This is a genomic window from Paenibacillus sp. JJ-223 (assembly GCF_927798175.1).
GTDB lineage: Bacteria > Bacillota > Bacilli > Paenibacillales > Paenibacillaceae > Paenibacillus > Paenibacillus hubeiensis.
In genome coordinates this window covers 191,979-216,022 of the sequence record NZ_CAKMMP010000003.1, presented here as the reverse complement: position 1 = coordinate 216,022, position 24,044 = coordinate 191,979, and the positions used below count along the sequence as shown (strand labels likewise).

General features: G+C 49.2%; 22 protein-coding genes. 8 read left to right on the top strand and 14 right to left on the bottom strand.

Features of this window, described 5'->3' with window-relative positions:
* The 4 genes from L6H98_RS07300 to L6H98_RS07285 form a co-directional block, all read right to left on the bottom strand.
* The gene (locus tag L6H98_RS07300) at window positions 1-906 is read right to left on the bottom strand and encodes an ABC transporter permease subunit (protein ID WP_236413981.1); all 906 of its coding nucleotides are present in this window, start codon (window positions 904-906) and stop codon (window positions 1-3) included.
* Between the two features lie 155 nt (window positions 907-1,061).
* Window positions 1,062-2,645: a helix-turn-helix domain-containing protein gene (locus L6H98_RS07295; protein ID WP_236413979.1), complete on the bottom strand. Its 1,584-nt coding sequence runs from the start codon at window positions 2,643-2,645 to the stop codon at window positions 1,062-1,064.
* A gap of 34 nt (window positions 2,646-2,679) precedes the next feature.
* The gene (locus tag L6H98_RS07290) at window positions 2,680-4,503 is read right to left on the bottom strand and encodes a sensor histidine kinase (protein WP_236413977.1); all 1,824 of its coding nucleotides are present in this window, start codon (window positions 4,501-4,503) and stop codon (window positions 2,680-2,682) included.
* A gap of 224 nt (window positions 4,504-4,727) precedes the next feature.
* Entirely contained in the window at window positions 4,728-5,246 is a 519-nt protein-coding gene (locus tag L6H98_RS07285) for a GNAT family N-acetyltransferase (protein WP_236413975.1), read from the bottom strand.
* 151 nt (window positions 5,247-5,397) lie between these two features.
* Here L6H98_RS07285 and L6H98_RS07280 point away from each other — a divergent pair, with 151 nt between their 5' ends.
* Both L6H98_RS07280 and L6H98_RS07275 read left to right on the top strand, forming a co-directional pair.
* On the top strand, window positions 5,398-6,063 hold the full coding sequence (locus tag L6H98_RS07280) for a YitT family protein (RefSeq protein ID WP_236413973.1): 666 nt from the start codon (window positions 5,398-5,400) through the stop codon (window positions 6,061-6,063).
* 159 nt (window positions 6,064-6,222) lie between these two features.
* Window positions 6,223-7,128 (top strand): dihydrodipicolinate synthase family protein, encoded by a 906-nt coding sequence (locus tag L6H98_RS07275; RefSeq protein WP_236413971.1) that lies wholly within the window; start codon window positions 6,223-6,225, stop codon window positions 7,126-7,128.
* Between the two features lie 223 nt (window positions 7,129-7,351).
* Here the strand turns inward: L6H98_RS07275 and L6H98_RS07270 are convergent, their stop codons facing one another.
* Window positions 7,352-8,272 (bottom strand): DMT family transporter, encoded by a 921-nt coding sequence (locus L6H98_RS07270; RefSeq protein ID WP_236413970.1) that lies wholly within the window; start codon window positions 8,270-8,272, stop codon window positions 7,352-7,354.
* A 170-nt stretch (window positions 8,273-8,442) separates the two neighbouring features.
* Between L6H98_RS07270 and L6H98_RS07265 the strand changes: the two genes are divergently transcribed.
* Window positions 8,443-9,342 carry a LysR family transcriptional regulator gene (locus L6H98_RS07265; protein ID WP_236413969.1) on the top strand — a complete coding sequence of 300 codons (900 nt, stop codon included), beginning with the start codon at window positions 8,443-8,445 and terminating at the stop codon, window positions 9,340-9,342.
* A 116-nt stretch (window positions 9,343-9,458) separates the two neighbouring features.
* Here L6H98_RS07265 and L6H98_RS07260 read toward each other — a convergent pair whose 3' ends face one another.
* A complete protein-coding gene (locus L6H98_RS07260) occupies window positions 9,459-9,803 on the bottom strand; it encodes an antibiotic biosynthesis monooxygenase (protein WP_236413968.1) in 345 nt (114 codons plus the stop codon).
* A gap of 352 nt (window positions 9,804-10,155) precedes the next feature.
* On the opposite strand from L6H98_RS07260, the gene L6H98_RS07255 reads away from it, so the two are divergent.
* Window positions 10,156-10,971 (top strand): AraC family transcriptional regulator, encoded by an 816-nt coding sequence (locus L6H98_RS07255; RefSeq protein WP_236413967.1) that lies wholly within the window; start codon window positions 10,156-10,158, stop codon window positions 10,969-10,971.
* Here the strand turns inward: L6H98_RS07255 and L6H98_RS07250 are convergent.
* The 7 genes from L6H98_RS07250 to L6H98_RS07220 all read right to left on the bottom strand — a co-directional run bounded on the left by L6H98_RS07250 (window position 10,968) and on the right by L6H98_RS07220 (window position 18,718).
* A complete protein-coding gene (locus L6H98_RS07250; protein WP_236413966.1) occupies window positions 10,968-11,609 on the bottom strand; it encodes an HAD family hydrolase in 642 nt (213 codons plus the stop codon). The two genes, L6H98_RS07255 and L6H98_RS07250, sit on opposite strands and share 4 nt — an antisense overlap.
* Before the next feature lie 38 nt (window positions 11,610-11,647).
* Window positions 11,648-12,241 carry a DUF1349 domain-containing protein gene (locus L6H98_RS07245; RefSeq protein WP_236413965.1) on the bottom strand — a complete coding sequence of 198 codons (594 nt, stop codon included), beginning with the start codon at window positions 12,239-12,241 and terminating at the stop codon, window positions 11,648-11,650.
* 294 nt (window positions 12,242-12,535) lie between these two features.
* Window positions 12,536-13,783 (bottom strand): MFS transporter, encoded by a 1,248-nt coding sequence (locus L6H98_RS07240; RefSeq protein WP_236413963.1) that lies wholly within the window; start codon window positions 13,781-13,783, stop codon window positions 12,536-12,538.
* Between the two features lie 96 nt (window positions 13,784-13,879).
* Window positions 13,880-14,911: an alcohol dehydrogenase catalytic domain-containing protein gene (locus tag L6H98_RS07235; RefSeq protein WP_236413962.1), complete on the bottom strand. Its 1,032-nt coding sequence runs from the start codon at window positions 14,909-14,911 to the stop codon at window positions 13,880-13,882.
* Window positions 14,912-14,946: 35 nt separating this feature from the next.
* Window positions 14,947-16,254, bottom strand: coding sequence for an aminotransferase class III-fold pyridoxal phosphate-dependent enzyme (locus tag L6H98_RS07230; RefSeq protein WP_236413961.1), 1,308 nt, complete (start codon window positions 16,252-16,254; stop codon window positions 14,947-14,949).
* A 34-nt stretch (window positions 16,255-16,288) separates the two neighbouring features.
* Window positions 16,289-17,443 carry a glycosyltransferase gene (locus L6H98_RS07225; protein ID WP_236413960.1) on the bottom strand — a complete coding sequence of 385 codons (1,155 nt, stop codon included), beginning with the start codon at window positions 17,441-17,443 and terminating at the stop codon, window positions 16,289-16,291.
* Window positions 17,444-17,794: 351 nt separating this feature from the next.
* Window positions 17,795-18,718 (bottom strand): chromosome condensation regulator, encoded by a 924-nt coding sequence (locus L6H98_RS07220; protein WP_236413959.1) that lies wholly within the window; start codon window positions 18,716-18,718, stop codon window positions 17,795-17,797.
* Between the two features lie 195 nt (window positions 18,719-18,913).
* On the opposite strand from L6H98_RS07220, the gene L6H98_RS07215 reads away from it, so the two are divergent.
* Window positions 18,914-19,450: a GNAT family N-acetyltransferase gene (locus L6H98_RS07215; protein WP_236413958.1), complete on the top strand. Its 537-nt coding sequence runs from the start codon at window positions 18,914-18,916 to the stop codon at window positions 19,448-19,450.
* 228 nt (window positions 19,451-19,678) lie between these two features.
* Here the strand turns inward: L6H98_RS07215 and L6H98_RS07210 are convergent, their stop codons facing one another.
* Window positions 19,679-20,128: an N-acetyltransferase gene (locus L6H98_RS07210; protein WP_236413956.1), complete on the bottom strand. Its 450-nt coding sequence runs from the start codon at window positions 20,126-20,128 to the stop codon at window positions 19,679-19,681.
* Window positions 20,129-20,511: 383 nt separating this feature from the next.
* Here L6H98_RS07210 and nrdI point away from each other — a divergent pair, with 383 nt between their 5' ends.
* The 3 genes from nrdI to nrdF are packed head-to-tail and all read left to right on the top strand — an operon-like array spanning window position 20,512 to window position 23,947.
* A complete protein-coding gene (gene nrdI / locus L6H98_RS07205; RefSeq protein ID WP_236413955.1) occupies window positions 20,512-20,871 on the top strand; it encodes a class Ib ribonucleoside-diphosphate reductase assembly flavoprotein NrdI in 360 nt (119 codons plus the stop codon).
* Complete coding sequence (gene nrdE / locus L6H98_RS07200) at window positions 20,858-22,942, top strand: class 1b ribonucleoside-diphosphate reductase subunit alpha (protein WP_236413954.1); 2,085 nt, start codon at window positions 20,858-20,860, stop codon at window positions 22,940-22,942. Before nrdI ends, nrdE begins: the two co-directional genes overlap by 14 nt.
* 42 nt (window positions 22,943-22,984) lie before the next feature.
* Window positions 22,985-23,947, top strand: coding sequence for a class 1b ribonucleoside-diphosphate reductase subunit beta (gene nrdF / locus L6H98_RS07195; protein WP_236413953.1), 963 nt, complete (start codon window positions 22,985-22,987; stop codon window positions 23,945-23,947).
* Window positions 23,948-24,044 lie beyond the last annotated feature (97 nt).

Genomic DNA, 24,044 nt, shown 5'->3' with positions numbered 1-24,044 from the left:
TTACCAGAGCCCCCCGTCCGATACTTTTTTCGACAGCCTGTTGAAGACGTATACCATCATGAATCCAATGACTGACTGAAACAGGCCGACCGCCGTCGCAAAACTGTACTGAGCCTGCTGAATGCCCGTTCGGAATACGTACGTGTCCAGAATATCTCCCACGTTATAGGTCATCGGCGTGAGCAGGTTATACACCTGATCGAAGCCAAGGTCCAGGAAATTCCCGATTTCGAGCAAAAACAGCACCGTCACGGTTGGCAAAAGGAGCGGGAACGTAATGTGGCGAATCTGTTTGAACTTGGATGCCCCGTCGATCATCGCCGATTCATACAGCTGCGGATCGATCGCACTGATGGCCGCCATATACACCACGGTCCCCCACCCGGCATCCCTCCATATCGAAGACAGGGCATAAATCGGCCGAAAATAGGCGCTCTCCTGCATGGCCAAAACCGCTTCTCCCCCAAACCAGCCGATGACCGTATTGAATAATCCGCTTAACGAAAAGAAATCGAACAGAATGCCCCCCACGATAACCCATGATAAAAAGTGCGGGATGTACAGCGCGGTCTGGATTCCTTTCTTCAATGCTGATTTTCGGATTTCATTGATCATCAACGCGAGGATCACCGGGACCGGAAACACGATGACCAGCTTAAGCAGCCCCAGCATCAGTGTGTTGCCGAATACACGAGCGAAGTCAGGATGGTGAAGCAGCGTGTTAAAATGCTTGAGTCCTACCCAAGGGCTATCCACAAATCCTTGGAAAACCGAGTAGTCTTTGAAGGCAATGACCGCGCCGCCCAAGGGAATGAATTTGAAAACGATAAGAAAAACGATTCCCGGAATGGCCATCACATACAAGGGCCAATAGACTTTCATACGATGGAACGCAATAGACTTCAAGTCCTTCCTCCTCCCTGGCATCTCTTAGATGAATTCGCTTACATGCTAACTATACAATTCGAATGAACCTCTCTCAATTGGGCATTTTTAAGTTTAAACACGCTATTTTTAAGGTGAAAAAACCACCCCTTTCGAGGTGGCAAGTGAACATTCGCTTAATTCGTCGGCAAGTTTTTGCGATATTCCCGCGGTTTGCAGCCGGTCAGCTTTTCGAACATCCGGGCAAAGTGCTGCGCATCGGAATAACCTACCTTATGGCAAATTTCGTATATCTTCAAATCGGTATTCTCCAGCAGCTCCCTGGCTTTGTCGATCCGGATGCGGGTCAAAAAATTCAGGTAAGTCTCCCCTGTCTTTTGTTTAAAAAACTGGCTCAGGTAATACGGATTCATATAAAAACGTGCGGCCAATTCCGCAAGGCCAAGCGGTTGATTGTAGTGCTCCGCGATATATTCCTGCATCTCCGTAATCATGTCTTTCTTTTTGGGCACATGGTGTTCCAGCTTGAACCCGATGATGCCGCGAAAGGTTTGAATCATCCACGTTTCCAGCTCTGCCAGCGTTCGAAACCGCGAAATGCCCTCCAACGAAAGAATATGGCGTCCCAAAGACTCATTCTGCTGCAGCTGCTGGAAAGACATCTTGCGAGTGCTTGCCACAAGGATGTGCAGACACTTTAACTGTAAATCCTGCAGTCCCATGTTGGCCCCTGCCTCCATCCATCGAAAAATCTCGCGGATCACGCCTGTGCATTCCGCCTCCTCCATGTTATCGAGCGCACTTTCCAGTTTATTGATAAAATGCTCGGGTACCGGCTGGCTGCTTTCGCCCGAGTTAACGATCTCCGTGAACGGAATGACGGCGCTCCCGCCTTTGATGACTTTATAACTCAGTGCCATCCGGGCTTCCTCAAACGATTGACCGATGCCTTCTGCACGTTCCTGCACGGAACCGATGCCAATAGCGATGGATAAGTTCAAATTCCGATGCACATCCTCTCTCAGATTGCGCGTCGAACGCACCAGTTCACCATAGCCAATCACTCCGCCATGCGCAATCAACACAGCAATTTGGGGACCCGAATATCGGAACCGGTAGACGCCCTCGTACCTCTTTAAAGCCAGATCAATGCGCTGATACAACGGTTCCAAACCCGACTCTTTCAGAACATCGACAGGCCCGTGGAATTCGATCATCATCGACGTGAAAACCTTGTTGTCTCTAGGGATTTGGGCGATCTGAAGCAGTTCCTGTACAAGTTCCGCATGACCGCCGCCAAGTTCAAGGATGTTCCGCAAAGCTTCTTCCTGATTCCGGCCGAGAACCTCTTGTTTCAGCTGTTTCATTTCCTGCTGGGAGTCATTGTCCGCACGGATTTCTTCGATGGCCTGGCGAACGCAATCGCGCAGCTCCTCTTCCTCAACCGGTTTGTTCATATAGAACCTTACGCCGAGCCGCATGCCTGTCCTTGCATATTCAAAGTCGGCATATCCGCTGAGCAAAATAAACTTTGCCGTGCAGCTGCTTTGCTTCAGGGCTTGGATCATCTCCAGGCCGCCCGCCTGCGGCATGCGTATGTCTGTTATGACGATATCCGGCTTCCTTTTCTGAATGATATCCATGCCTTCCAACCCGTTATAGGCAGTCCCCACAATTTCGCATTCCGGAATGTATCGATGGATCATTTTTTTAAGACCTTCCACAATGCCTTTTTCGTCGTCCACCACGATAATTTTCATCCAAGCACACCACCTTCGGTCATTTCAAACCAACTTACGAATTATGTTTGGGGATCAGAATCTCGACGGTTGTTCCATGCATGCTTTCCGACATCATCGTTAATTCGTACGCATCGCCATAATTGAGCTTGATTCGCTCCGAAATGTTTTGCAATCCCAGCCCTTTTTCTGCAGATTCCTCCTCCTGCTCCAACTTGGATTTGTTCGTACCGGCTTCCTTCAACGACTGTTGAATCTCCATCCATTTGTCCGAAGTGATGCCGCTCCCGTTGTCCGAAATCCGGAACAGGAGGTCCCCATCTTTCGTCCAGCTTCCCGTAATGGTGATCGTCAATTTGCGGCTGTAGTCGATAAATCCGTGGTTGATGCTATTTTCAACGATGGGCTGAAAAATCAATGGAATGATGCTGCACTCCAACATTTCGTCCGGGATATCAATCACCCATTCGAACGTATGATCGAAACGCATGTTCTGAAGCTGCAAATAATTGATCGTATAATCCAGTTCATTTTTCACGGAATGGCGTTTTCCTTCTTTGCCCAAGGTCAAACGAAACATGCGAGCCAAAATTTTAATCATTCCGGCAGTTTCTTCGTCATCGTTCACCAGCGCTTTCATGCGGATGGATTCCAGGGTGTTGTACAGCATGTGGGGATTGATCTGATTTTGAAGTGCGGTGAGCTTCGCTTGACGCTGCTTGATTTCGGCCATGTACACGTCTTCGATCAATGCCTTGATCGTGCGGATCATTTTGTTGTAGCTGTGCACCAGGCCGCCGATTTCGTCGTTGGTATGCTCTTTTTCGATCGGATGATAATTTCCCATTTCCGCTTGTTTCATACTTCTGCGCAGACGAATGATCGGCCGGGTAATTCTATGGCTTAACCAAAATGAGATGAGGACAACAATCAGGCAGCTGACCAGAATCACGATGGTGCTCATGCCTTTGATCTGATTGATCTTTTGCAGCAGCTTTGACCGTGGAATATCGGTTTGGATGTTTAGTTCCCCCCCGGCAGTGCTGCCGGATAAGCGGATCTGGTCTTTGCTGCCGCTTTCGCCAATAAGCTCCGATTTCAATCCGATCCATTCTTCCCACGGAATTTGGCCGCTGGCCGCGTCGGAATGGTACACGATTTCTCCTTGCCGGTTGTAAATGACGACATTGATGCCATATTTGTCCCTGGTCGTGATAAATTCGTGATCGAGCTGCAGTAATGCAAAGGGATCGAGGTCGATCAGCAGCAAGCCTGCATACGCACCATTAGAGTTATATAACACTCTTCCCAACGTCACGACGGCTCCCGCTCCTTGATCTTCATAATAGGAACGGTCATGCAAACCGGTAATGAAGAAGGTTTCGTTTAAACTCTGGATTCCTTGGTACCACGCTTGGGAAAGCACCCTCTTTTCGTTCACCCTGCTTGTTGTCGTTGTGTACTGATACACGTGGTGATCCCGGCTGATCAGCATCACCGTGCCAATCTCAGATTTGAGCATCGCGACCCGCATCAGCAGTTGCTGTACGGCGACCCTTTGATTGACCACCTCGTCCATGGGCATGTTCCGCTCTTCTCCGAGGTTGTAAATCAGCTGGTTGTCGACCAGCACCGACTTCGTGACTTTATCATATTCCTTGATGAATTCGTTCAACGAAGACTTGATTTGTGACGTGTACAGCGAAGCGAACTCTTCCGAAGAATCTTCGAGCGTGGCAGCAGAATAACGGAAAATGAATACGCTTACAATTAATAACGGAACAATGCATGCCAGCAAATAACTGATCAGCAATTTGTTTTGAAACCGCAAGTTTCCAATCCATGACCCCGACCTTTTGATCCGGTGATTGCGCTCCATCCGCAGACCTTCCTTTGTTTAAATTGTGGAGTTTCTGAACCATCCTCTTCAATGTCGTTACTTTACCGTTTACTGCTATATCTTGTAAAGCTTTTTATCATGCCATAGGTTAGCGATGGGAGAATGGGGTGAGAAAAGCGTCTGTTAAAACACGTAAAAATAGGGCACGCCAATGCGTACCCCATTACACTATTACTCTACTACCCTATTGATCCGACGAGGAACTAAACGAGGTTTTTGGTCATAATCAAATCCGTTTGTTCTTCATCTCCCATGTAGAAAGCGTGCGCCCCCGTTTGAATAAACCCCATTTTTTCATAAAAAGCGATCGCGTTTTCGTTTTTCTCCCATACGCCCAGCCAAATTTTCTTTTTATCCTGTTTCCTGGCGATCTCGATCGCTTGGTTCAGCAGGTATTTGCCAAGCCCATGTTTTTGAAAATCGCGCTTAATATAGATTCTTTCGACCTCAAGCGAATCGTTACCCATATTTTCGGTTTGCGCGTCACTTGTATTCATCTTCATATATCCCGCAAGCTGCTCATTGAAATAGATGAAATAAAAGTCCGACGAGTCGTTGGCCATCTCCTTCTCCAACTGCTTCAGATTAAACGCTTTATCCAGATAAGCTTTCATGTTTTCAGGGGAATTCTGATCTTTAAATGTCTCGTTGAACGTTTGAATGCTCAGTTCCTGAAGCAATTGTACATCGTTGAGGTTGGCTTTTGTCCACTGTATCGCCATGGTATCGGTTCACTCCTAGATCATTCAAAGTCTTTGGTGTTTTTCCGTTCTATATTTTTGTTGCAAATGCAACGAGCAATGGAATATATTTAATGTATATTATTTTTGTTGAGTTTGCAACAAAATTTTAGAGTGATGGGGTCGAGTCAATATGAAGTTTGTATTTTACGTCATCGGTATTTTCGTGTTAACGCTGGGCATCGCTCTCACCATCCAATCGGATCTTGGAACGTCGCCTTTTGATGCCCTTTTGGTCGGACTTTCCGAAAATGTTGGACTTACGGTAGGCAGTTGGGAGATCATCGTTGCTTTGATGTTAATAGGCTGCAATGCACTGTTAAGCCAACGAAGACCGGAAATATTAGGATTGCTGACAGCCATGATCACAGGCTTCGGGATCGATCTGTGGCTTTTTCTGCTGCACGGCTGGCCGGGGTCTGAGTTGTGGCCGGGTCAATGGGTTTGTTTTGCATTCGGCCTCATCGTTATCGGGCTGGGCACGGCTACGTATTTATACACCAACTTTGCGCCGATTCCGGTAGACCGGTTAACGTTGATTATTCGGGATTTGATGAAAACCAACCTGTTTTTCGCGAGAACTTTGGTATACCTGGCCTTTTTGCTGGTTGCAATCCTTTTAAAAGGGCCGATCGGAATCGGAACGATATTAACGGTATGTTTCGGAGGATTGATTCTGAACTTTTTTATGCCCATCATTCGCAAAGGTTTGGGTGGCATATGTTCTCGATCGGTCACGCCGACCTTCCGGGAATCCGATGATAAATGCGAACGCTCCGCTTCTCCAGATTCTTTCTGACCTCTCCGTTATCGTGTAAATGTTTAGTTCAACCTATATAGCAAGTTTGCTTGTGGTAGTAAAAATTGGCCCAGTTATTTATCTCATTATTGGTACTGTGAATCAGTCCATTTTGTTTATACAATTTGTCAAGATTCAAGATATAAGGAGTGTGGCTCGATGTTCCATGGATTATCCGCTTTTCCGCTTACCCCGTTAAACGAGGCAGGCATTCATGACAACGAATTTGCGGGATTGGTTCAGCGATTGGTTGCCGCTGGCGTCGATTCGATCGGCGCGCTTGGTTCGACGGGAAACTATGCCTATTTGAACCGGGAAGAACGTTTGCGGGTCCTTAAACTTGCCGTCAAGACGGCTGAAGGCATTCCCGTAATGACAAGCATAAGCGCGCTTCGGACGCTTGACGTGCTTCGCTTGGCGGAGGACGCACAAGAAGCAGGAGCAAAGGGAGTGCTGCTGGCGCCCGTCTCTTATCAAGCGCTTACGGATGAAGAGGTTTATTTGTTGTATGAACAGGTCACGAATGCGTTATCCATTCCCTTGTGCGTTTACGATAATCCGTCAACGACGCATTTTCACTTTAGCGACGAACTCCACGGAAGAATTTCCAGGTTGCCGTTTGTTCGTTCGATCAAAATTCCCGGCGTCCCCTCTGAGCCTGAAAAGGCCAAGGCGCGCATTGATCAATTGAGGTCCATCATCCCTTCCCATGTTTCGATCGGCGTAAGTGGCGATCCGTTTGCTGCCACCGGCTTGAATGCAGGATGCGACGCATGGTACTCGGTTCTCGGAGGTTTGTTTCCAAAAACATGCCTCAGCATCACTCGATTGGCCCTGAGCAGCCGTGCGGACGAAGCCAAGCTCAGCTCAGCGCGGCTTGAACCGATTTGGGCGCTATTTCGTCAATACGGCAGTCTTCGCGTCGCTGCGGCATCGGCAGAAATTCTCGGCTTGATCTCAAGCCCTAGTCTCCCGCTTCCGCTGCAACCATTGAATTCTTCAGCACGGGAGAGATTAAAGTCGACTCTTAAAGACCTTCAATCCTATGAAGAAGCACATGAGTGAGTCGGATCGAAAAAGCGGTATTTGACCAATGAGAAGATTGGAATCACAGCGTTAAAGCGAAACATGCAGAAGACCCGAATTCGTTGGAATTCGGGTCTTCTTTCGCCTTCATTTGACTGCACGGATCGCCGTTGCGATTATATTTTCGCCATTATACCATGTCCTTCTTGCGAATGGGCATACATCAGTCTGGATACAACGATTCTTAACCACGAAAAATGGGTTATACCGTTCTGCCGGTTCGCTTCCACAGCGTCCTGCCTTTTCCTCTCCGGGCCATCAGATTGGCCGAAAGCAGCATGCCCACGATGACGATCACGCCGCCGACGATTTGTGAAATCAGCAGCTGCTGGCCAAGAATCACGGAAAGAATCGCGGTAAAGATGGGCATCAAATTCATCGTAATGCTGGCTTTGCCCGGTCCAAGTTCCTTAACGCCTTGGTTCCAGAACAGAAATGATCCAATGGAAGGGAACAAGCCCAAATAGATGACGCCTGTGATGCCCGAAGACGTGATGTGCTCCGTAGGCAATGGTTGTAGAAACAGAAGCGGCACCATGCATATGACGCCTATAAACGCCGTAAACGCCACAAATGTGATCGGCGGAAGATGCTGGGCCCGTTTGCCGATCAGCGAATACATGGCCCACAGAAATACGGCAGCAAACATGATGCCGTCTCCCTGGTTGTAATGCGTGTTGAATACACCCAGCAAATGTCCTTTGGTCAACACCGTCAGCACGCCCAAAAAAGACAATACCAACCCCACTCCCTGCCACCCGGTAATGTTCTCTTTGAGAAATAACAGCGAAAGGATAATCATGACGGCCGGAGTCAAACTGTTGATCAAACTTCCGTTCGTCGACGAAGTGTACCGGAGTGCTGTATAGGTGAGAAGGGTATAGAGCACAACGCCCACCACTGAAAGGAATAGCAGCACTCCCCAGTTGTTCTTCCATACTTTCACCCAATTCGGCTTCTCCGCCAGCTGCGCCAGCGGAATCAACACCAAAGCCGCGATGCCCCACCGCAAAAAGGACGCCCAGACCGGCGGGAAATCAGACGTTACCGCTTTGCCGAAAATCAGGTTTCCGGCCCAAAACAGATTCGCCAGTATTAAAAATAGCCAAGCTTTTGCTTTCATTTGATCCTGCTCCCATCCATGTAATATTACAGATCCCGGCACTACAGTGCCGGGTTTAGCCACTGGCAATGCTGTGTTTTGCTTCTTCCCTCTTGCTTGATAAACATGATACAATACGCTGTAGCATAAATAAAATGAATATAAATCATGAAGGGGATACCATTTTTGATATGAACAGATCATTGCTGCAGCTCATCGTCTCCATTTCGGAGACACGCAGTTTCACGATTGCCGGCGAGAAAATGAATATGACCCAACCTGCCGTCAGCCGTGCGGTCACTACGCTGGAACGCGAGCTTGGCGTCACGCTGTTGATTCGGGATCGGCGAAACGGCGTTGCGCTCACGCCGGTCGGCGAACGGATCGTCCGCATTTTTCGGGAAATTCTTCAAGGTTACGATAAAGTCGATCAGGAAATATCCAGCGAAAAAGGGGTGGAGACCGGCTCAGTGCGCATCGGCGCTTTCCCCGTAGCCTCGTCCTACTTTGTCCCGAAGCTGATCAGCCGGATCAAAAAGCTTTATCCAAAGCTGGAGTTCAGCATCGTGGAAGGTACCATTACCGAAGTTCAGTCCTGGTTGGACAATCGGCAAATCGATGTCGGTCTGTTGATTCCTTCGGATCAAACCTCCCATTCTTTTCCGCTTTACAGAGAAGGTATCTATGCCGTGATGAGAGACGACCATCCACTGGCGAAGAAGGACGTAATTACTCCCCAAGATTTACGGGGGGAACCCATGCTGCTATGGAAAGCAGGATATGAACCGCCTGTCCTTAATTGGTTTGAAAGCGCTGGAGAAACGCCCCGAGTGGAATACATCCTCTATAATTACAGAACCTCGCTGCAAATGATCCTGGCAGGCGAAGGTCTGGCGGTCATGTCGGAGCTTTCCCTTCTGGACCTGCCGCAGGGCATTGCGGTCAAACGGCTCTCTCCCTCGGCCTATCGGGACATTCATATGGCCACCGGTCCCGTTGAGGATTGTACCATTGCCGTAAAGACGTTTATCGACGTTGCGCGAAAATCATTCCCTTTTCAAGCGGAACACGCGCCCTTGATTGATGTATGAACGCTCTGAACATTCTGAGCGTGGAAAAAGGCAACAAAAAGAAGCATGCATCGAAAAGGATGCATGCTTTTTCTTATACCAACATTTTCAAGGTGAAGGCACTGCCCTTCCAAACGCTATGCGTTAACTTCTCCGCTCACGGACCCGCTTCCGTTCTTCACCGTTTGCACTTCATACATGTTCACCGTCGTACTGATCAGATACGCCGGTTTTTCCTGATTTCTTTTTTCCCGGTGTCCCTTGATGTGTGCATCGCTCTTCTCCCAATTTTTCCAGGCCTCCTCCGATTCCCAGCGGATGATGATCAGGACTTCTTCTTGTTCTTTGCTCTTCTTGTTGACCATCACGCTGAAATCAATCAGGCCTGGCATGTCCACAACAGGGGTTGGACCGCTGAACCGTTCTACGACTTGGTTACTGTACCCTTTCTCGACAAGGATGCTTCGGGTTTGGATTAACATTCGATATTCCTCCTGGATGCCATGGCTTGCCCGTGCTTTCGTTCGAGGTTTGCCGGCACAATGATATAGTCTCTGTTAACTATATTAACCCAATTGAAAATGATTATCAATGAGAGAGCGGATTGTTGTCCACAGCGTTGTCTCACACCCGTTCACTGCAAGCGCTGTACCACCTTTCGATCTTTGTTATCTTACGGCTTATATAAAAGGTTTTCGAAAACAAGAAAATGATCGAAACATATATTTAAATTATTGTCATTTATGTAATATAATTCTTTTTAGGTTTCTATTAACGCTGCAGCCGCTCCACTTATGCTAACGAACCTTTTACGAAAAGAGGAATTACACAACGATGCCGAAACCTAGCATGGAGAATCCGCTGGATGCCGATATGCCGCTTATGATTACAGGGCAAATCCAGTTGACCGTAAATGAATTCATGCACTGGAGCGACCGATCGCGGGATTACACCATAGTGAAATGCATCGAGGGAACCGGGCGAATCGCAGCCAGCGACGACGAATTTCTGATCCGCGAAGGAACCGCTCTTATTATGTTTCCGGAGGTTGCCTACCGTTACCGCAATCTTAGCGAATCGCTATTGTTCGATGGTTTGACGTTCAATGGCTATTTATTGCCCCGTTTCCTGCAATCCTTGAAAATCGGGAAACTGCGTGCCTTCAAGCCGGACGGTTTGCTTCAAATCCTGCTGCATGAAATAACGCTGGCGCAGGAGTCCAGGCACAAGAACCAGATCTGGCACGTTTCCGCACTGCTGTACATGCTGCTGGTCAGGTTGAACATCGAGGGCGACCATTTGGGCACGTTTGAACGTTCCGAAGCCCGATTAAAGCTGGCTGAACTCATTGCTTTTATCGAGCAGAACTATCACCAGGATCTCTCGTTGTCAACCTTGGCCCAGCAGATGAACATCACCGAGCAGCATTTGAACCGGATTTTCAAAAAAGAGTTTCATATGACGCCGCTAGATTACCTGCTTCGATACCGTTTGCTGAAAGCCAAGGAAATGCTTATCCATGATCATGCCGCCCCGGCCCACGAAATTGCCAAAGCGGTCGGTTTCAACAGCGCGAGTTACTTCGGGGCCGTATTCAAAAAACATGAAGGCATCTCCCCGATCGAATTGCGCAAGCAATACCTCGGTTAGAGTTTTTCCAATTGGAACTCGATCAGCGACGACAGCCTCAGGTCATGAAGTTGAAATTGCAAATTGCGCGTTACTTCATTCGGCACGATGACGCAGCGAATGCCTGCTGCTTTGGCGGCTTTCAGCCCGTTAGGCGAATCTTCGAACACAACCGCTTCGGACGCCTCGATGCCGAGGCTCTTCAGGGCCAGCAGGTACAGCTCCGGGTCCGGTTTGACCCGTTTAACGTCCTCGGCCGTGTGAATGACCGCAAATTGGTCGAAAATGCCGAGGGTTTGCAAATAACCATGCACCCAGTCCCGGGTGGAACTGGAGGCTACGGCTAGACGAATCCCTTGCTCTCTGGCCGATTTGAGCAATTCTAGAACGCCCGGGAGAATGGCTGCCTGCCCCAAATAGGCGGCGTATTTCTGCTCCGAGAGTCGCTTGATGTGATCGTGGTCGATCGATCTTTGCAGCGTTTCCTCCAGATAAAGATAAGGATGGAAGTCTTCAAAATCGGTGCCCACGTTACGGGACCACAATTCCAGGCCCAGCTCAAGCCCATGCTCTTGATAAATATCGCGAAAGGCATAGTACCAAGGGGTTTCGGTATCCACAATAAGTCCATCAAAATCCAATATGAACGCTTTGACCATGAAGCGATTCTCCCTCCTCTGATCGGCAGGGGGGCGGCTCAGAAACGTGCAGCCAAATCCGGACGAGTAACCTGCAAGCTTAGAAAATGGCAGGTACAGCCTGTTCCCGTAGGCGACTGAGCAACGACCCCGCCCCGGAGTTCCCCTTTCACCGGCATGCCGAAATATCGAATAAGTTTCCACTCTTCTCCATCAGGCGAATAAAAAAACGAGATGCAGTGCTCTACTTTGCGAATGCGCAAAAAGGGATGGGATACGGTCACTTCAACCGAGTTGCAGTCGTCGGACAAACCGTCTCTTGTAACGACCGACACGATGGTTGGCACGCTGCCGTCGAATTCGAAACAAAGCTTGCACCAGTTCCGTTCATCGGCCATGAGCATCAGGCAGCCGGAATCGTATTGGTGTTTCATGTCTACGGTCAATTGCGCGGTCATCTCGAAGTCGCCCGGCAGGGGCATGCCCAGGAAAGGCGCGGATGCCCGGACGTTTATGCCAGCGGGGTCTTGAAAGAAATCCGTATCCGGCTGGGCTTCCACGGTCAGGCTTCCTTGATCCGTATAAGACCAGGCCATCGGCTCATTGATCCAGCTCAATTGTTCCCGCGTATTGCTGTCGAATGCGTTTATCATGTTTTTGCCTCCCAAGTTCGTTTTCCGTATTATATAGGTTGAACAAATAATCTTTACACGGAGTCACTACGTGGTCAGAACATCTTCCGATCGCTGTTATCCCCAGATTTTTTGATCCCCTTATTAAGGGGAAAATCCGGTGATAAGCCTATGCTTACGATGCAGCTTTCTTTCAGAAAGCTTTTAGAACGCTCCGCTTCTCCAGATTCTTTCTGACCTCTCCGTTATCGTGTAAATGTCCAGTCCAGTTCAACCTATATAGTTATTCTTTTTATATACAGAAAACCCCTTCTTCTACATTTTCTTGTAAGTCTCAATCGCTTGAGCAGGTTGGTTCTTGGGATCAGGCAGGAACAGCATGATAACCATCAGTATGACATATAACGCAAGAATGACACCGAACAACAGAACGGGATTGTGGTGATAAAGCAAACCGGTCAAATACCCCGATGGAATGGCCGTCAAAGTCATGACCGTTTGCACGGCTGAATACATGTCGGCTTTTTCATGGGTGCCCAGACGGTTCATGAGCAGCGAATCCCGATAAGTTTGCAGAATGAAATTGCCTGCTGCGAGCACGATTAGCGTCATGAACAGCATCGACACATTTCCGACGGGAATGAGCAGAAAAAGCACCGAACCGACCGTACTCAACATAATGGAGAAGCTCACGTACTTTTCCTCCGACCGGCGTTTCAGGCGCGGGAAGATCACCAGATAGAGGAGCATGACCGTAAGGGCGGTCACCACCGGGATAAACGAGATGACGCGATCGTCAAACTTCAACTGCTCCTTGAAAAAAACGACCTGGAAAAAATTCAGCTGCAAAATCAGATTGGAGATGACCGTGATCAATATGATCGGCAGCAGACTGCGCTTGTAGAACGATTTGCCGAACAATCGCAAACTGGAAGCAAGCCCCCCAAGCACCCGGGTTTGGCTGTGCAATCCCATGAGTTCCTTCCCCACCTCGGTTTCATCCGTGTAGCGGTTGCGAATGAAAAACATCGCTGTCATAAGGATGCCTCCGATAAAATAAATGCTCGCCAGGGTCGGCACGATGCCAACATCCGCAATGACGATCCCCGCAATCGGGGTCAGTACGCCAGCCGCCGTAATGATCATGTTCAGGATGCCGAAAACCTTGGACCGTTTGTGCTCCTCCACATCCTCGATGATGAGGCAATTGAAGGAAACCGTCACGAATTTGGACGTTGCGTTGAGCAGGTAAGCGATCAGGAACAACCAGAAGTTTTGCGAAAACGCCCAAATGAACATCGGAACGCTCCAGGCAAGCAGGTCGAAAATCAATGTTGTCCGTTTGCGTCCCAGCTTGTTCGTTACGGAACCGGCAAACAATTGAAAAATGAAAGCAAAATAAAGATTTACCGAATTGATCAAGCCGATCTCGATATCCGAAAGGCCAACTTCCTTCATGTACAAAGGCGCGTAAAAAAGAACAATCGTTCCGGGTATGGCCCACACCGGTTCGAGCAATATGGAGTACCGTGGATTTCTCGGCAAATCTTGCAGCAGCTTCAACCTTTATCCCCCTCTTTCTGCGGTTGTTAGCCGCTGCGATCACCATTCGTCGCAGCGGCGCAACCGCGAACGCTTATGTCCTTGTGTGTCAGTTATCTATATGATCAGCGCGGTTTTAACCGAATTCATCGGCAGCGGTTCTCCTGTCCGCAGATGGTACCCCATTGTACCGTTAAAGGCTTGCTCGTAATCGCTCAGCAATTCCGTGGACGTAACCATTCGTTCCAGTTCCGGAATGCTCTGCGCAAACTTCAGGGCGGTGCTGATCATGGAGTGGGAAGCGACCGCACCGATGACGCTGAGACCTTCATTGATGACGTCGGTCGGTTTGAACGTCACCTGGTAGCTGTCGTCATACCCCATCGGAATGATTTTCCCGCCTTTGGCGACCAGCTCGAATCCGACGTGAAGCTGGTTCCCCACAGCATCCACCACGATATCGAACTTGTGGTTGTTGTTGATTTCGTATACCTTGTCCAATGTCAGCTCCTGCGGGTGGAACACATGGTCGGCAATGGTAGAAGCGAATTGAATGCGATACGGATCGACCTCCGTGCCGACCGTCAGCCTGGCCAATCGTTTGCTGACGAGCTGGCACAGGGAACCGATGGCGCCGGAACCGAGGACCAGAACCGAATCGCTCGGTTTGACCCCTGCTTTCATGAACGTTTGCAGAACGCAGCCGAGCGGCTCGACCATCATCGCGGTTTCCCAGCTCATGGAGTCCGGGATCGGATAAATATACTTCTCGTCGCCGACATAATATTCTGCAAACGTACCATGAATGGTCATGCCCACCTGGTGGTCTTCAAAGTTTTCGCAATAGATGAACTGGCCTTCGCGGCAATACGAGCAAATTCCGCAAGACTGGGTAGGGTCGATCAACACCCGATCCCCGACGCGAAGGCTTCGAACCTCCGTTCCGACCTCAACCACCGTGCCAACGCCCTCGTGTCCGATCACCGTTCCCCGGTTGGCAGGAATTTTATCTTTCACGATGTTCAGATCCGTGCCGCAAATGCCCGAACCGTAAATTTTGACTTTGACCTGGTTTGCCTTTTCGATGCGCGGCTCTTCAATGTCCAGCAGGGCTACCTCTTTGCGGTCTTGATATACGAGTGCTTTCAAATGTTGTTCCTCCTTCGTCGATTTCCCGATCCGGGTTACGCTTTGATTTTTTTGGTTATGGTTACGCGAGAAAGGTATTGCTGTCTTTGAACCTCTTTCCAATCCGACAACGTTTGCAGGAGAGCTTCCTCTACCCAAAGCATTTCTTCCCGGGTATGCATGTCCGAGAACAAGAAATAACCTTTGGTGAAAATGCCGAAGTGGGCCATTTTTTTCACCATAAATTCACGGAACGGGTCTGCCTGGAAATTGTCTTCCGAAATGGATTGGATGTAGAAACTCGCATAGGTTCCTTTCAGTACCAACTGATCGGTTAATCCGAGCAAAACCAGTTCGGACTCGATCCGGTCCATGATCCGAGCAGCGGGCTCTCTCCAGCTCGGCCACGTCTTTGCATTTTCCATCAACTTTTCGCAGGCGATCGCTGCCGCGAGCGCGGTCGTTTCGCTGGAATGGGCGTTGCTGAATTTGACCTGTCCCGACAACGACATCAGATGCTCTGGTCCAAGCACGGCACCAAGGGGCAAACCGTTCGCCATGCCTTTGGAAATGCAGAGCAGGTCAGGCCAGATGCCGTACTCCCCCGCTGTGGCCTGCTTGCCCATGCGAATGCCGGAGGTGACTTCGTCAAAGATGACGATGATGTCCTGCGATCGGCAGAGCAACACGACCCGCTCCAGGGCATCGCGTTTCCATTCGTTAGGGCACAGCACAATACAGGCAATGTCTTCGGCCGAAGATGCAATCAGAGGTTCGATGCGTTCAGGCGAGGGTTTATCCACCCAGATGGTCGTGCGTTCGATATCCACCGGAATGCCGCGGCCTTTGGTTTCGCGGCCATAGTAGCCGTAAGCAGACCAATCATGCCACCCATGGTACGCCGTCGCGATCACTTTGCTTTTGCCGCTCCCTGCGCGAGCAAGCCTCACTGCCCCACTGACGGCATCGGCACCGCTTTTGGTAAATCGGAGCGAGGCATATCGGCCTTCGAACCGCTTCAAAATCAATTCGGCGCATTGCAGCTCGATCTCGGCCGGAATGGAGTAACTGGTTCCTTTTTTCAACTGATGGATGACGGCCAGCTGAATCTCATGCCGGGCATGTCCCCAGGAGGCAGTTCCCATGGCCATTTCGCAATCCAGCCACTCGTTCCCGTCAATGTCCGTAAAGCGGGAATGGCGAGCTTCCGCGCAGCAGACGGGGGTGTGACCGGGAAACAATCGTTCCGGCGCCTTGGCAAGCGTGCTGCATCCGCTCGGGATGACTTTTTCGACCTGTTCCAACCACTCCAGATTCCGGTTAAACCTGACGGCACGCTCCAGCGCGCTCTCTTTTGTATTCACAGACAGTACCTCCCTGTTTGCTTGGTTTTTTCGATTAGCGTACTTTCGTTCCAGGCCAGCACCCGTCGTAGATGCGATCCATCGTAATGACATTTCCATACAAGTCGATGATCAGGTCTTTGGCCCTTTGGGCATGCCTCATCTCGATCCAATACCGGTTTTCCAGCAGCCGGGCGAAATTGTCCACCAAAAACAGCAGCCGGTTCTCGGTATGGATCAGTTCCTTGCCGAGTACCTGCGGCAGCCAGATGGCTCCATTCGAATGGAAACGGTTGGAATAGTCCCGAACTTCGGCAACAGGCGCAATGTCCGCTTCTTCCAGCTTCGTCCAGAACGTTTCCGCATCGCTGCGCACCTCGGCGAGATCAATGCCTACGATCGGCAGATGTCGGTCTTCGCCTTGGCCTTCAAGCTGTGACTTCAAGTGACCGAATACGAACGGCCAGATATCGGCTTCGATTTCGTTGCCCCATTTCTTCCAAAACCGCGCCAGATTGTTTTTGCGGTTGAAATTTCGGTGGATTCCGCTGCTTCTTTCCCAGTGGTAAGCAAGGATGTCGGGATTGATGACCGTATCGTAACCTGCGGCGCGTGCCCGCATTTGATAATCGAAGTCTTCGTATCCATTAAAGAACTTTTCGTCGAGCAAGCCGATCGTCTCGTACACTTCTCTCTTCATGCCAAACATGGCGAAGACGACGAGTTGAACCGAAAAGGTCTCTTTCGGGATATCTTCGGGAGACGCGTTCAGGAAGAGATGACGGCCGATCGTGTCCGCAAAAGCGATGCCGCAGTGCTGTACGCCGCCGGTTTGCGGATATAACAGCACGCCGCCGGTCATGCCGATCGTAATATCCCTGTCGAGCGTCTCTTTCATCATCCATTGCCAGTTGGGCTGAAGAATCGTGTCGGAGTCCAGGAAGAAAATATAGTCGCCTTTGGCGATGCGCAGCGCGCTATTGATGGATACGGCACATCCGAGCGGAAAATCATGCTGCAAAATTTCGATGGTTACGCCTTCTCTGACTTCCTGCTTTAATTTTTCCAAATGCTGCAGGACGGCCGCACCCGAGCCATCGTTAATGAAGATGATTTCGCTGGACGGGCTAACCGTCCGAAGCAGCGAATCGGTGAAGAGGTTCAGAATGTTATAGTCCTGGTTAACTGGCACGATAATGGTATAAAGCATGGAATCCCTCCTGTAGGATAATGTGGAACGACTGACTCTAACCGATTCAAACCTGCGGGAAATGACTAAACAACCCACCTCCTGTCCGAATCCCCTGTCTTAACTTGGCAAAGATTTGAATCTAATAGAAATTTATATCAATTTTTGGGATTTTTAAATCTTAAATTCTGAACTCTATCAAAATCTGAATCTCTCACTGAAACACCTTTGTTGCAGCCAGATCGCCTGGTCTTCATGTCGTCTCAGCGGTTATCGTGTTAAATTTGCGATATGGTTGATTTGGCGAGTTAACAAATGAAGACCAACAAAAAAAGCAGACCTATTTGGCCTGCCCCCATGGCATTCTCTTTACTATATTTCGCCGCTGCATGCCCGAAACGATTCCCCCGGCAGTCCAATGCCGCGCCAACCGCTTACATCGCATTGACCGTACTCATTGTCTCCCACAGCGACCATGATGCCGTTCTGTTGAAGGCCAAGGGTATGCGTGCAGCCTGCCGCTACCGCCACGATATCCCTCCAGCTGTCTACATCGCATTGGCTGTACTTGTTCCAACCCGCTGCCTTTACAGTGCCGTCGGCTCCAAGACCGATCGTATGATTACTGCCCGCCGCTATGGCGACGATCCCGTTCCAATGGCTTACGTCACATTGGCCTTCGTGATTACGCCCTGCAGCAACTACGGTGCCGTCCGACTTTAGCCCGACGGTATGGAGGTAACCTGCCGCCACCGCTACGATATTGTCCCAGTCGTTTACATTGCATTGGCCATACCGATTATTGCCCGCAGCCAATACAATACCGTCCGATTGAAGCCCGACAGTATGCCAGTCACCCGCGGAGATCGCTATAATATCGCGCCAATGGCTAACATTGCATTGGCCTTCATGATTTCGACCCGCAGCAACCACCTTCCCATCGGCTCCAAGCCCAATCGTGTACCGCCAACCCGCTGCTACAGCTGCAATATCTTGCCAATCGTTTACATCGCATTGATGATGCTTGTTCCAACCTGCGGCAACCACCGTGCCGTTCGATATAAGGCCAATCGTATGGGCATTTCCCGTATTGGTCGCCATATGAACGTTACCGGCGGCAACCGCCACCACATCACGCCAGTCCCCGACATCACATTGGCCGTGTTTGTTATCGCCTACAGCCATCACGGTGCCGTCCGCTGCAATGCCAACGGAATGACGGCGCCCTGCCGCAATCGTATTTTTTGGCCACGGTTTTACTTTTAAAGCAGCTTCCATCGGTGAATAATAATCCATGCTTCGCCTCCTTCAACAACTGGATTTTTGAATACGGCTTCTTTTCGGAAACTGACCTTATCCGTCCCCCGTTTAAAAAGGGGCTGCTCCGTCATAATAACACCAACTTGCGACCGCATCGCTTGACCTTAGTATTATACCAAGGTTTATCGTGGTGAATATCCAAAGATGATGATTACATTCAGGGGTGGTTGTATGATGCTGCAAAAACAGTTCGATCAAGTATACGACATTATGAAACAATCTTTTCCGGAGGCTGAGTATCGTGAATATTCGCAGCAATTGAAGCTGTTGTCCAATTCGAGATATCTGCTTCTTACCGAGAAGAATGAACAGAACGAAGTCATTGCCTTCCTCGCAGGCTGGGAATTCGAGACGTTTCGGTACGTTGAAAATATCGCCGTTTCCCCGGGCATTCGCGGTGGAGGCATCGGCAAGCGGCTGATGGAACGTTTCATGAAGAGGTCTGCTCTGCCGATCGTATTGGAGGTGGAATTGCCCGAGGATTCGCTGAAGCGAAGAAGGATCGGATTTTACGAGCGTTTGGGATTCCATTTAGAGGAGGCTGCCTATGTTCAACCGCCGCTGCGCCCAGGACAGCAGCCTTTGTCCCTCCGGATCATGAGTTATCCGGAGCATTTGACCCCTTCACAGTTTGAAGAAGTGAGGGATGTGCTCTATCGGGAAGTGTACGGCGTATCTCCGGCAAGCACGGTCGCCCGGAATCGCTGATGTTATCCGGTTGGCAAGACAACGCGCCGTATTTTTCCCAGCTGTTCAAGAAACATAAGGGGATCGTCCCCAAGTCGTATAGATTGGCAATCAAACAAACGTATCAATAAAGAGATTGAAATACATCATGAAGAACAAGGCTCTGCTAGAGGTACTTAACCCCGCAGAGCCTTTATCGATTATTGTGAATGCCTAATTGAACTTTCGAATTGAACTTTCGCTTACTTATCAGGGAAACAAATTTGTTCCAGTTTCTTTCCATTCCATCAGGTATTCCTCATGACCGGTTTGCTCATCCAGAAGCTCTTCCACGACATGAAAGCCGTTTTTCTCGTAAAAACGTACGGCCGAGGCATTTTCTTTGTACACTTTTAGCGAGATTTTTGATTTTTTGCTTTTGACAAAACGAAGCAGCTCTTTGCCGTATCCCTTATTCTGACGCGATGGATCGACAAAAAGCGCTGCCAAATAGTCATCTACCATCGAAACGAATCCGGCGATTTCTTCTTGATCGTAGATGACATAGGTTTCCGACATCGGAATATACTTGTCTCTCATTTCGGTTTTGTTGGAAAGCCAATAAGCCTCTTCGATAAAATCATGGGCTTGAACCGAGCCTTTGTACCAAATTTCAGTTAAAATATCGACATCGCTCTGCTTATGTAATGTTATTTTCACTATGATCTCACCTCTATATTTTTTTCCCAATCACTTATGTATCCTAACATAACCTTCAGCTCCCAAGCAAAATGGAGTCTCCTCATACAAAATTAGCCGCCCCCCTCGTTCCACCGCTCCCGACTGCGAAGCTTCCTCCCTTCCTCCTTACGCTTCCTCACCGAATCACGCAATCGATCGATCAGGAATACAATGTTATTCAGGACAACGGGTTCATCCTTCTCCCATTTTCACACATATTTGATTCCATGCACCCTCATCGCTATTTTGAAAGAGTTCACCTTATATTCATTGACAAATCTATATATTGATATAGAATTAGAAAAGCAATCTACATATAGCGTATTTATAGATAGCTTTTACGTTTAAGGAGGTTAATGATATTGCTGATCGTGTATGATTCCATCACTGGCAATGTGAAGAGATTCATCTCCAAGCTTCACATGCCGGCCATCCAGATCAATAGTCAAATGACGATCGACGAACCGTACGTACTCGTGACATATACAACAGGTTTTGGACAGATACCTGACAAGGTGTCTTCTTTTTTGCAAAAAAACTCCAAACATTTGATTGGCGTTGCCGCGAGCGGCAACCGCAACTGGGGCGAACGTTTCGCCAAAAGCGCGGATTTGATTTCCGCATCCTATAACGTGCCTGTAATCAGCAAATTCGAGCTGTCCGGCACCAAAAAAGACGTAGAGCATTTTGAACAGGAGGTAAGCCGCCTTGAAACATATTGAATTGAACAACATGCTGCTGCAGCGCGACTCCGATGGCTTTTTCCAGTTACATAAGGATCAGGAAGCTGTAGCCGAGTTCATGAAAGAGATCGAAGAAAAGAGCATGCGTTTTGCCACCATCGACGATCAAGTCAGCTATATGATTGAGAATGATTATTACGAGGACTTCTATGCTTCCTACACTGCCGATGAAGTGAGACGAATCTTTGAAATCACGCGCAGTTACCAGCATCGCTTCCCTTCCTACATGGCAGCTTCGAAATTTTATACCGATTACGCGCTGAGAAGCTATGATCGCAAAACGGTGCTGGAGCAATATCCGGATCGCGTGGCAGCCGTAGCGCTGCATTTGGGTCGCGGAAACTTCGACACAGCTTCTTTGTTGTCCCGTTCCATGATGGAACAGCGCCTGCAGCCTGCCACTCCGACATTTTTGAACGCGGGCAAAAGCCGACGCGGGGAGCTGGTATCCTGCTTCCTGCTCGAAATGGACGATTCCTTGAACTCGATCAACTATGTGCTGAATACATGCATGCAGTTGTCCAAAATCGGCGGCGGCGTTGCCGTGAATTTGTCCAAGCTGCGCGCCCGGGGCGAAGCCATCAAAGGCGTGGAAGGTGCTGCCAAAGGCATCACGCCCGTGCTCAAGCTGATGGAAGACGGCTTCTCCTACGCGGACCAGATGGGTCAACGCAAAGGCTCCGGTGCGGCTTATTACAATATTTTCGGTTGGGACGTCATGGAACTGCTCGATAGCAAAAAAATTAATGCCGATGAGAAAATTCGCCTGAAAACCCTCTCCATCGGGTTGATCGTTCCGAATCGTTTTTATAAGCTGGCCCAGGATAATGAGCCTCTTTACCTCTTTGCACCATATAGCGTATACCAAAATTACGGAATTCACCTGGATGATATGGATCTGGACGAGATGTACGACACCTTGGTCGCCGACGAACGCGTGAAAAAGAAAAAATCGTTGATGGCGCGGGATATGCTCACCAAAATCGCCATGGTTCAACTGGAATCCGGCTATCCATACATCATTAACAAAACGAATGCCAATCAGGCACACCCCTTGAAAAACGTGGGACAAATCAAAATGTCGAACCTGTGCACGGAGATCTTCCAGCTCCAGGAAACCTCTGAAATTACGGACTACGGCCAGCCCGATATCATTCGCAGAGACATCAGCTGCAATCTGGCATCCCTCAATATCGTGAATGTCATGGAAAGCGGCAAAATCAAAGAATCCGTTCACGAGGGCATGATCGCGCTGACTTCCGTCAGCGACATGACCCATGTCGCCAATGCTCCCGGCGTAGCCAAGGCCAATTCGGAAATGCATTCGGTCGGCCTCGGCGCCATGAATTTGCACGGGTATTTGGCCAAAAACAAAATTGCTTACGAAAGTTTGGAAGCCAAGGATTTTGCACGCACGTTCTTCATGACGATGAATTTTCACTCCTTGGAAAAAAGCATGGAAATTGCGAAAGAAAAGGGCCAACGTTTCCACGGATTTGAAGCATCCGATTATGCGACAGGAGTTTATTTCGATCGGTACCTGTCTACGGACTACTCGCCTAGCACGCCAAAAGTGCAGGAGCTGTTCAAGGGGATATTCGTTCCGACAACGGATGATTGGAATTGGCTGAAGTCCAAAGTGCAGGAACACGGCCTATATCATGCCTACAGAATGGCCATCGCGCCGACGGCAAGCATTTCTTACATTCAAAACGCGACCTCCAGCGTCATGCCGATCGTGGAACAGATCGAAACGCGAACCTATGCGAATTCGACGACGTACTACCCGATGCCTTACCTGCAGAAGGATAATGTGTTCTATTACAAATCGGCGTATCAAATGGACCAGTTCAAAGTGATTGATCTGATTGCGGAAATTCAGCCTCATGTGGACCAAGGGATCTCGACGATTCTCCACGTCAACAGCGACGTGTCTACCCGGGACCTGGCCCGCTGTTACCTGTATGCCGCTCATAAAGGGTTAAAATCCCTGTATTATACACGCACGAACAAGCTGACGATGGAAGAGTGCATCGCTTGTTCCATTTAAACTAATTTACCTGCGGGTATGACGATTGGAGTTTGATATAAGATGCAGCCTATTCAAGCCGTGAACTGGAATCGCCCGGATGATGATTTCACGCTGATGTTCTGGAATCAAAATATTATGCAATTTTGGATCGATGATGAAATCCCTCTATCCGATGACAAGATGACATGGGTAACGCTCAGCGATGAGGAAAAAGAAGCTTACATGAAAGTCCTTGGGGGATTAACCCTCCTGGACACCATTCAGGGCGGCGTGGGCATGCCGCAAATCATGGAACATGTCGATGGACTCCAACGCAAGGCCGTGCTTGGTTTTATGGCGATGATGGAGCAAATTCACGCCAAGTCGTACAGCAGCATTTTCACGACGCTGGCAACGACCGAGGAGATCGACGGAATTTTCCGGTGGGTCGAACAAAATCCGTATTTGCAAAAGAAAGCTTCGATCATCCGCCAGTACTACACCAGCATTGAAACGCCCAAAGACTTATACATGGCCATGGCCGCTTCCGTGCTTCTGGAAAGTTATTTGTTTTATAGCGGGTTCTTCTATCCGCTCTATTTGGCCGGGCAGGGCAAACTGACGTGCAGCGGTGAAATCATCGACCTGATCCTGCGGGATGAAAGCATTCATGGCGTATACGTGGGCGTGCTGGCCCAAGAAATATACGCCGGTTTGGACGAAGCGGAGCAGAACGAGCTTTATCAGCACCTGGTCGATTTAATTCAGACCCTACATCAGAATGAATTGCGTTACACCGAAGAATTGTATACGCCGATTCATTTAACCGATGACGTGGAAGCTTTCCTTCGTTACAATGCCAACAAAGCGATGATGAACCTGGGCTTTGAGCCATTGTTCGAAGACGCGGAAGTAAACCCGATCGTATTGAACGGAATCAGCACACACACCAAGCAGCATGATTTCTTCTCCAAAAAAGGCAACGGATACGTTCGTGCGTTGAATGTAGAACCGCTGACGGATGACGATTTCCGCTTCGAGTGAACCGTATAGAGCTCTTCATGATCAACAAATCGATAAAGAATGGCGTTTAACCGGATTGGATCAGCCGGGTGTCCGCCATATCAACGAAAAAGCACCC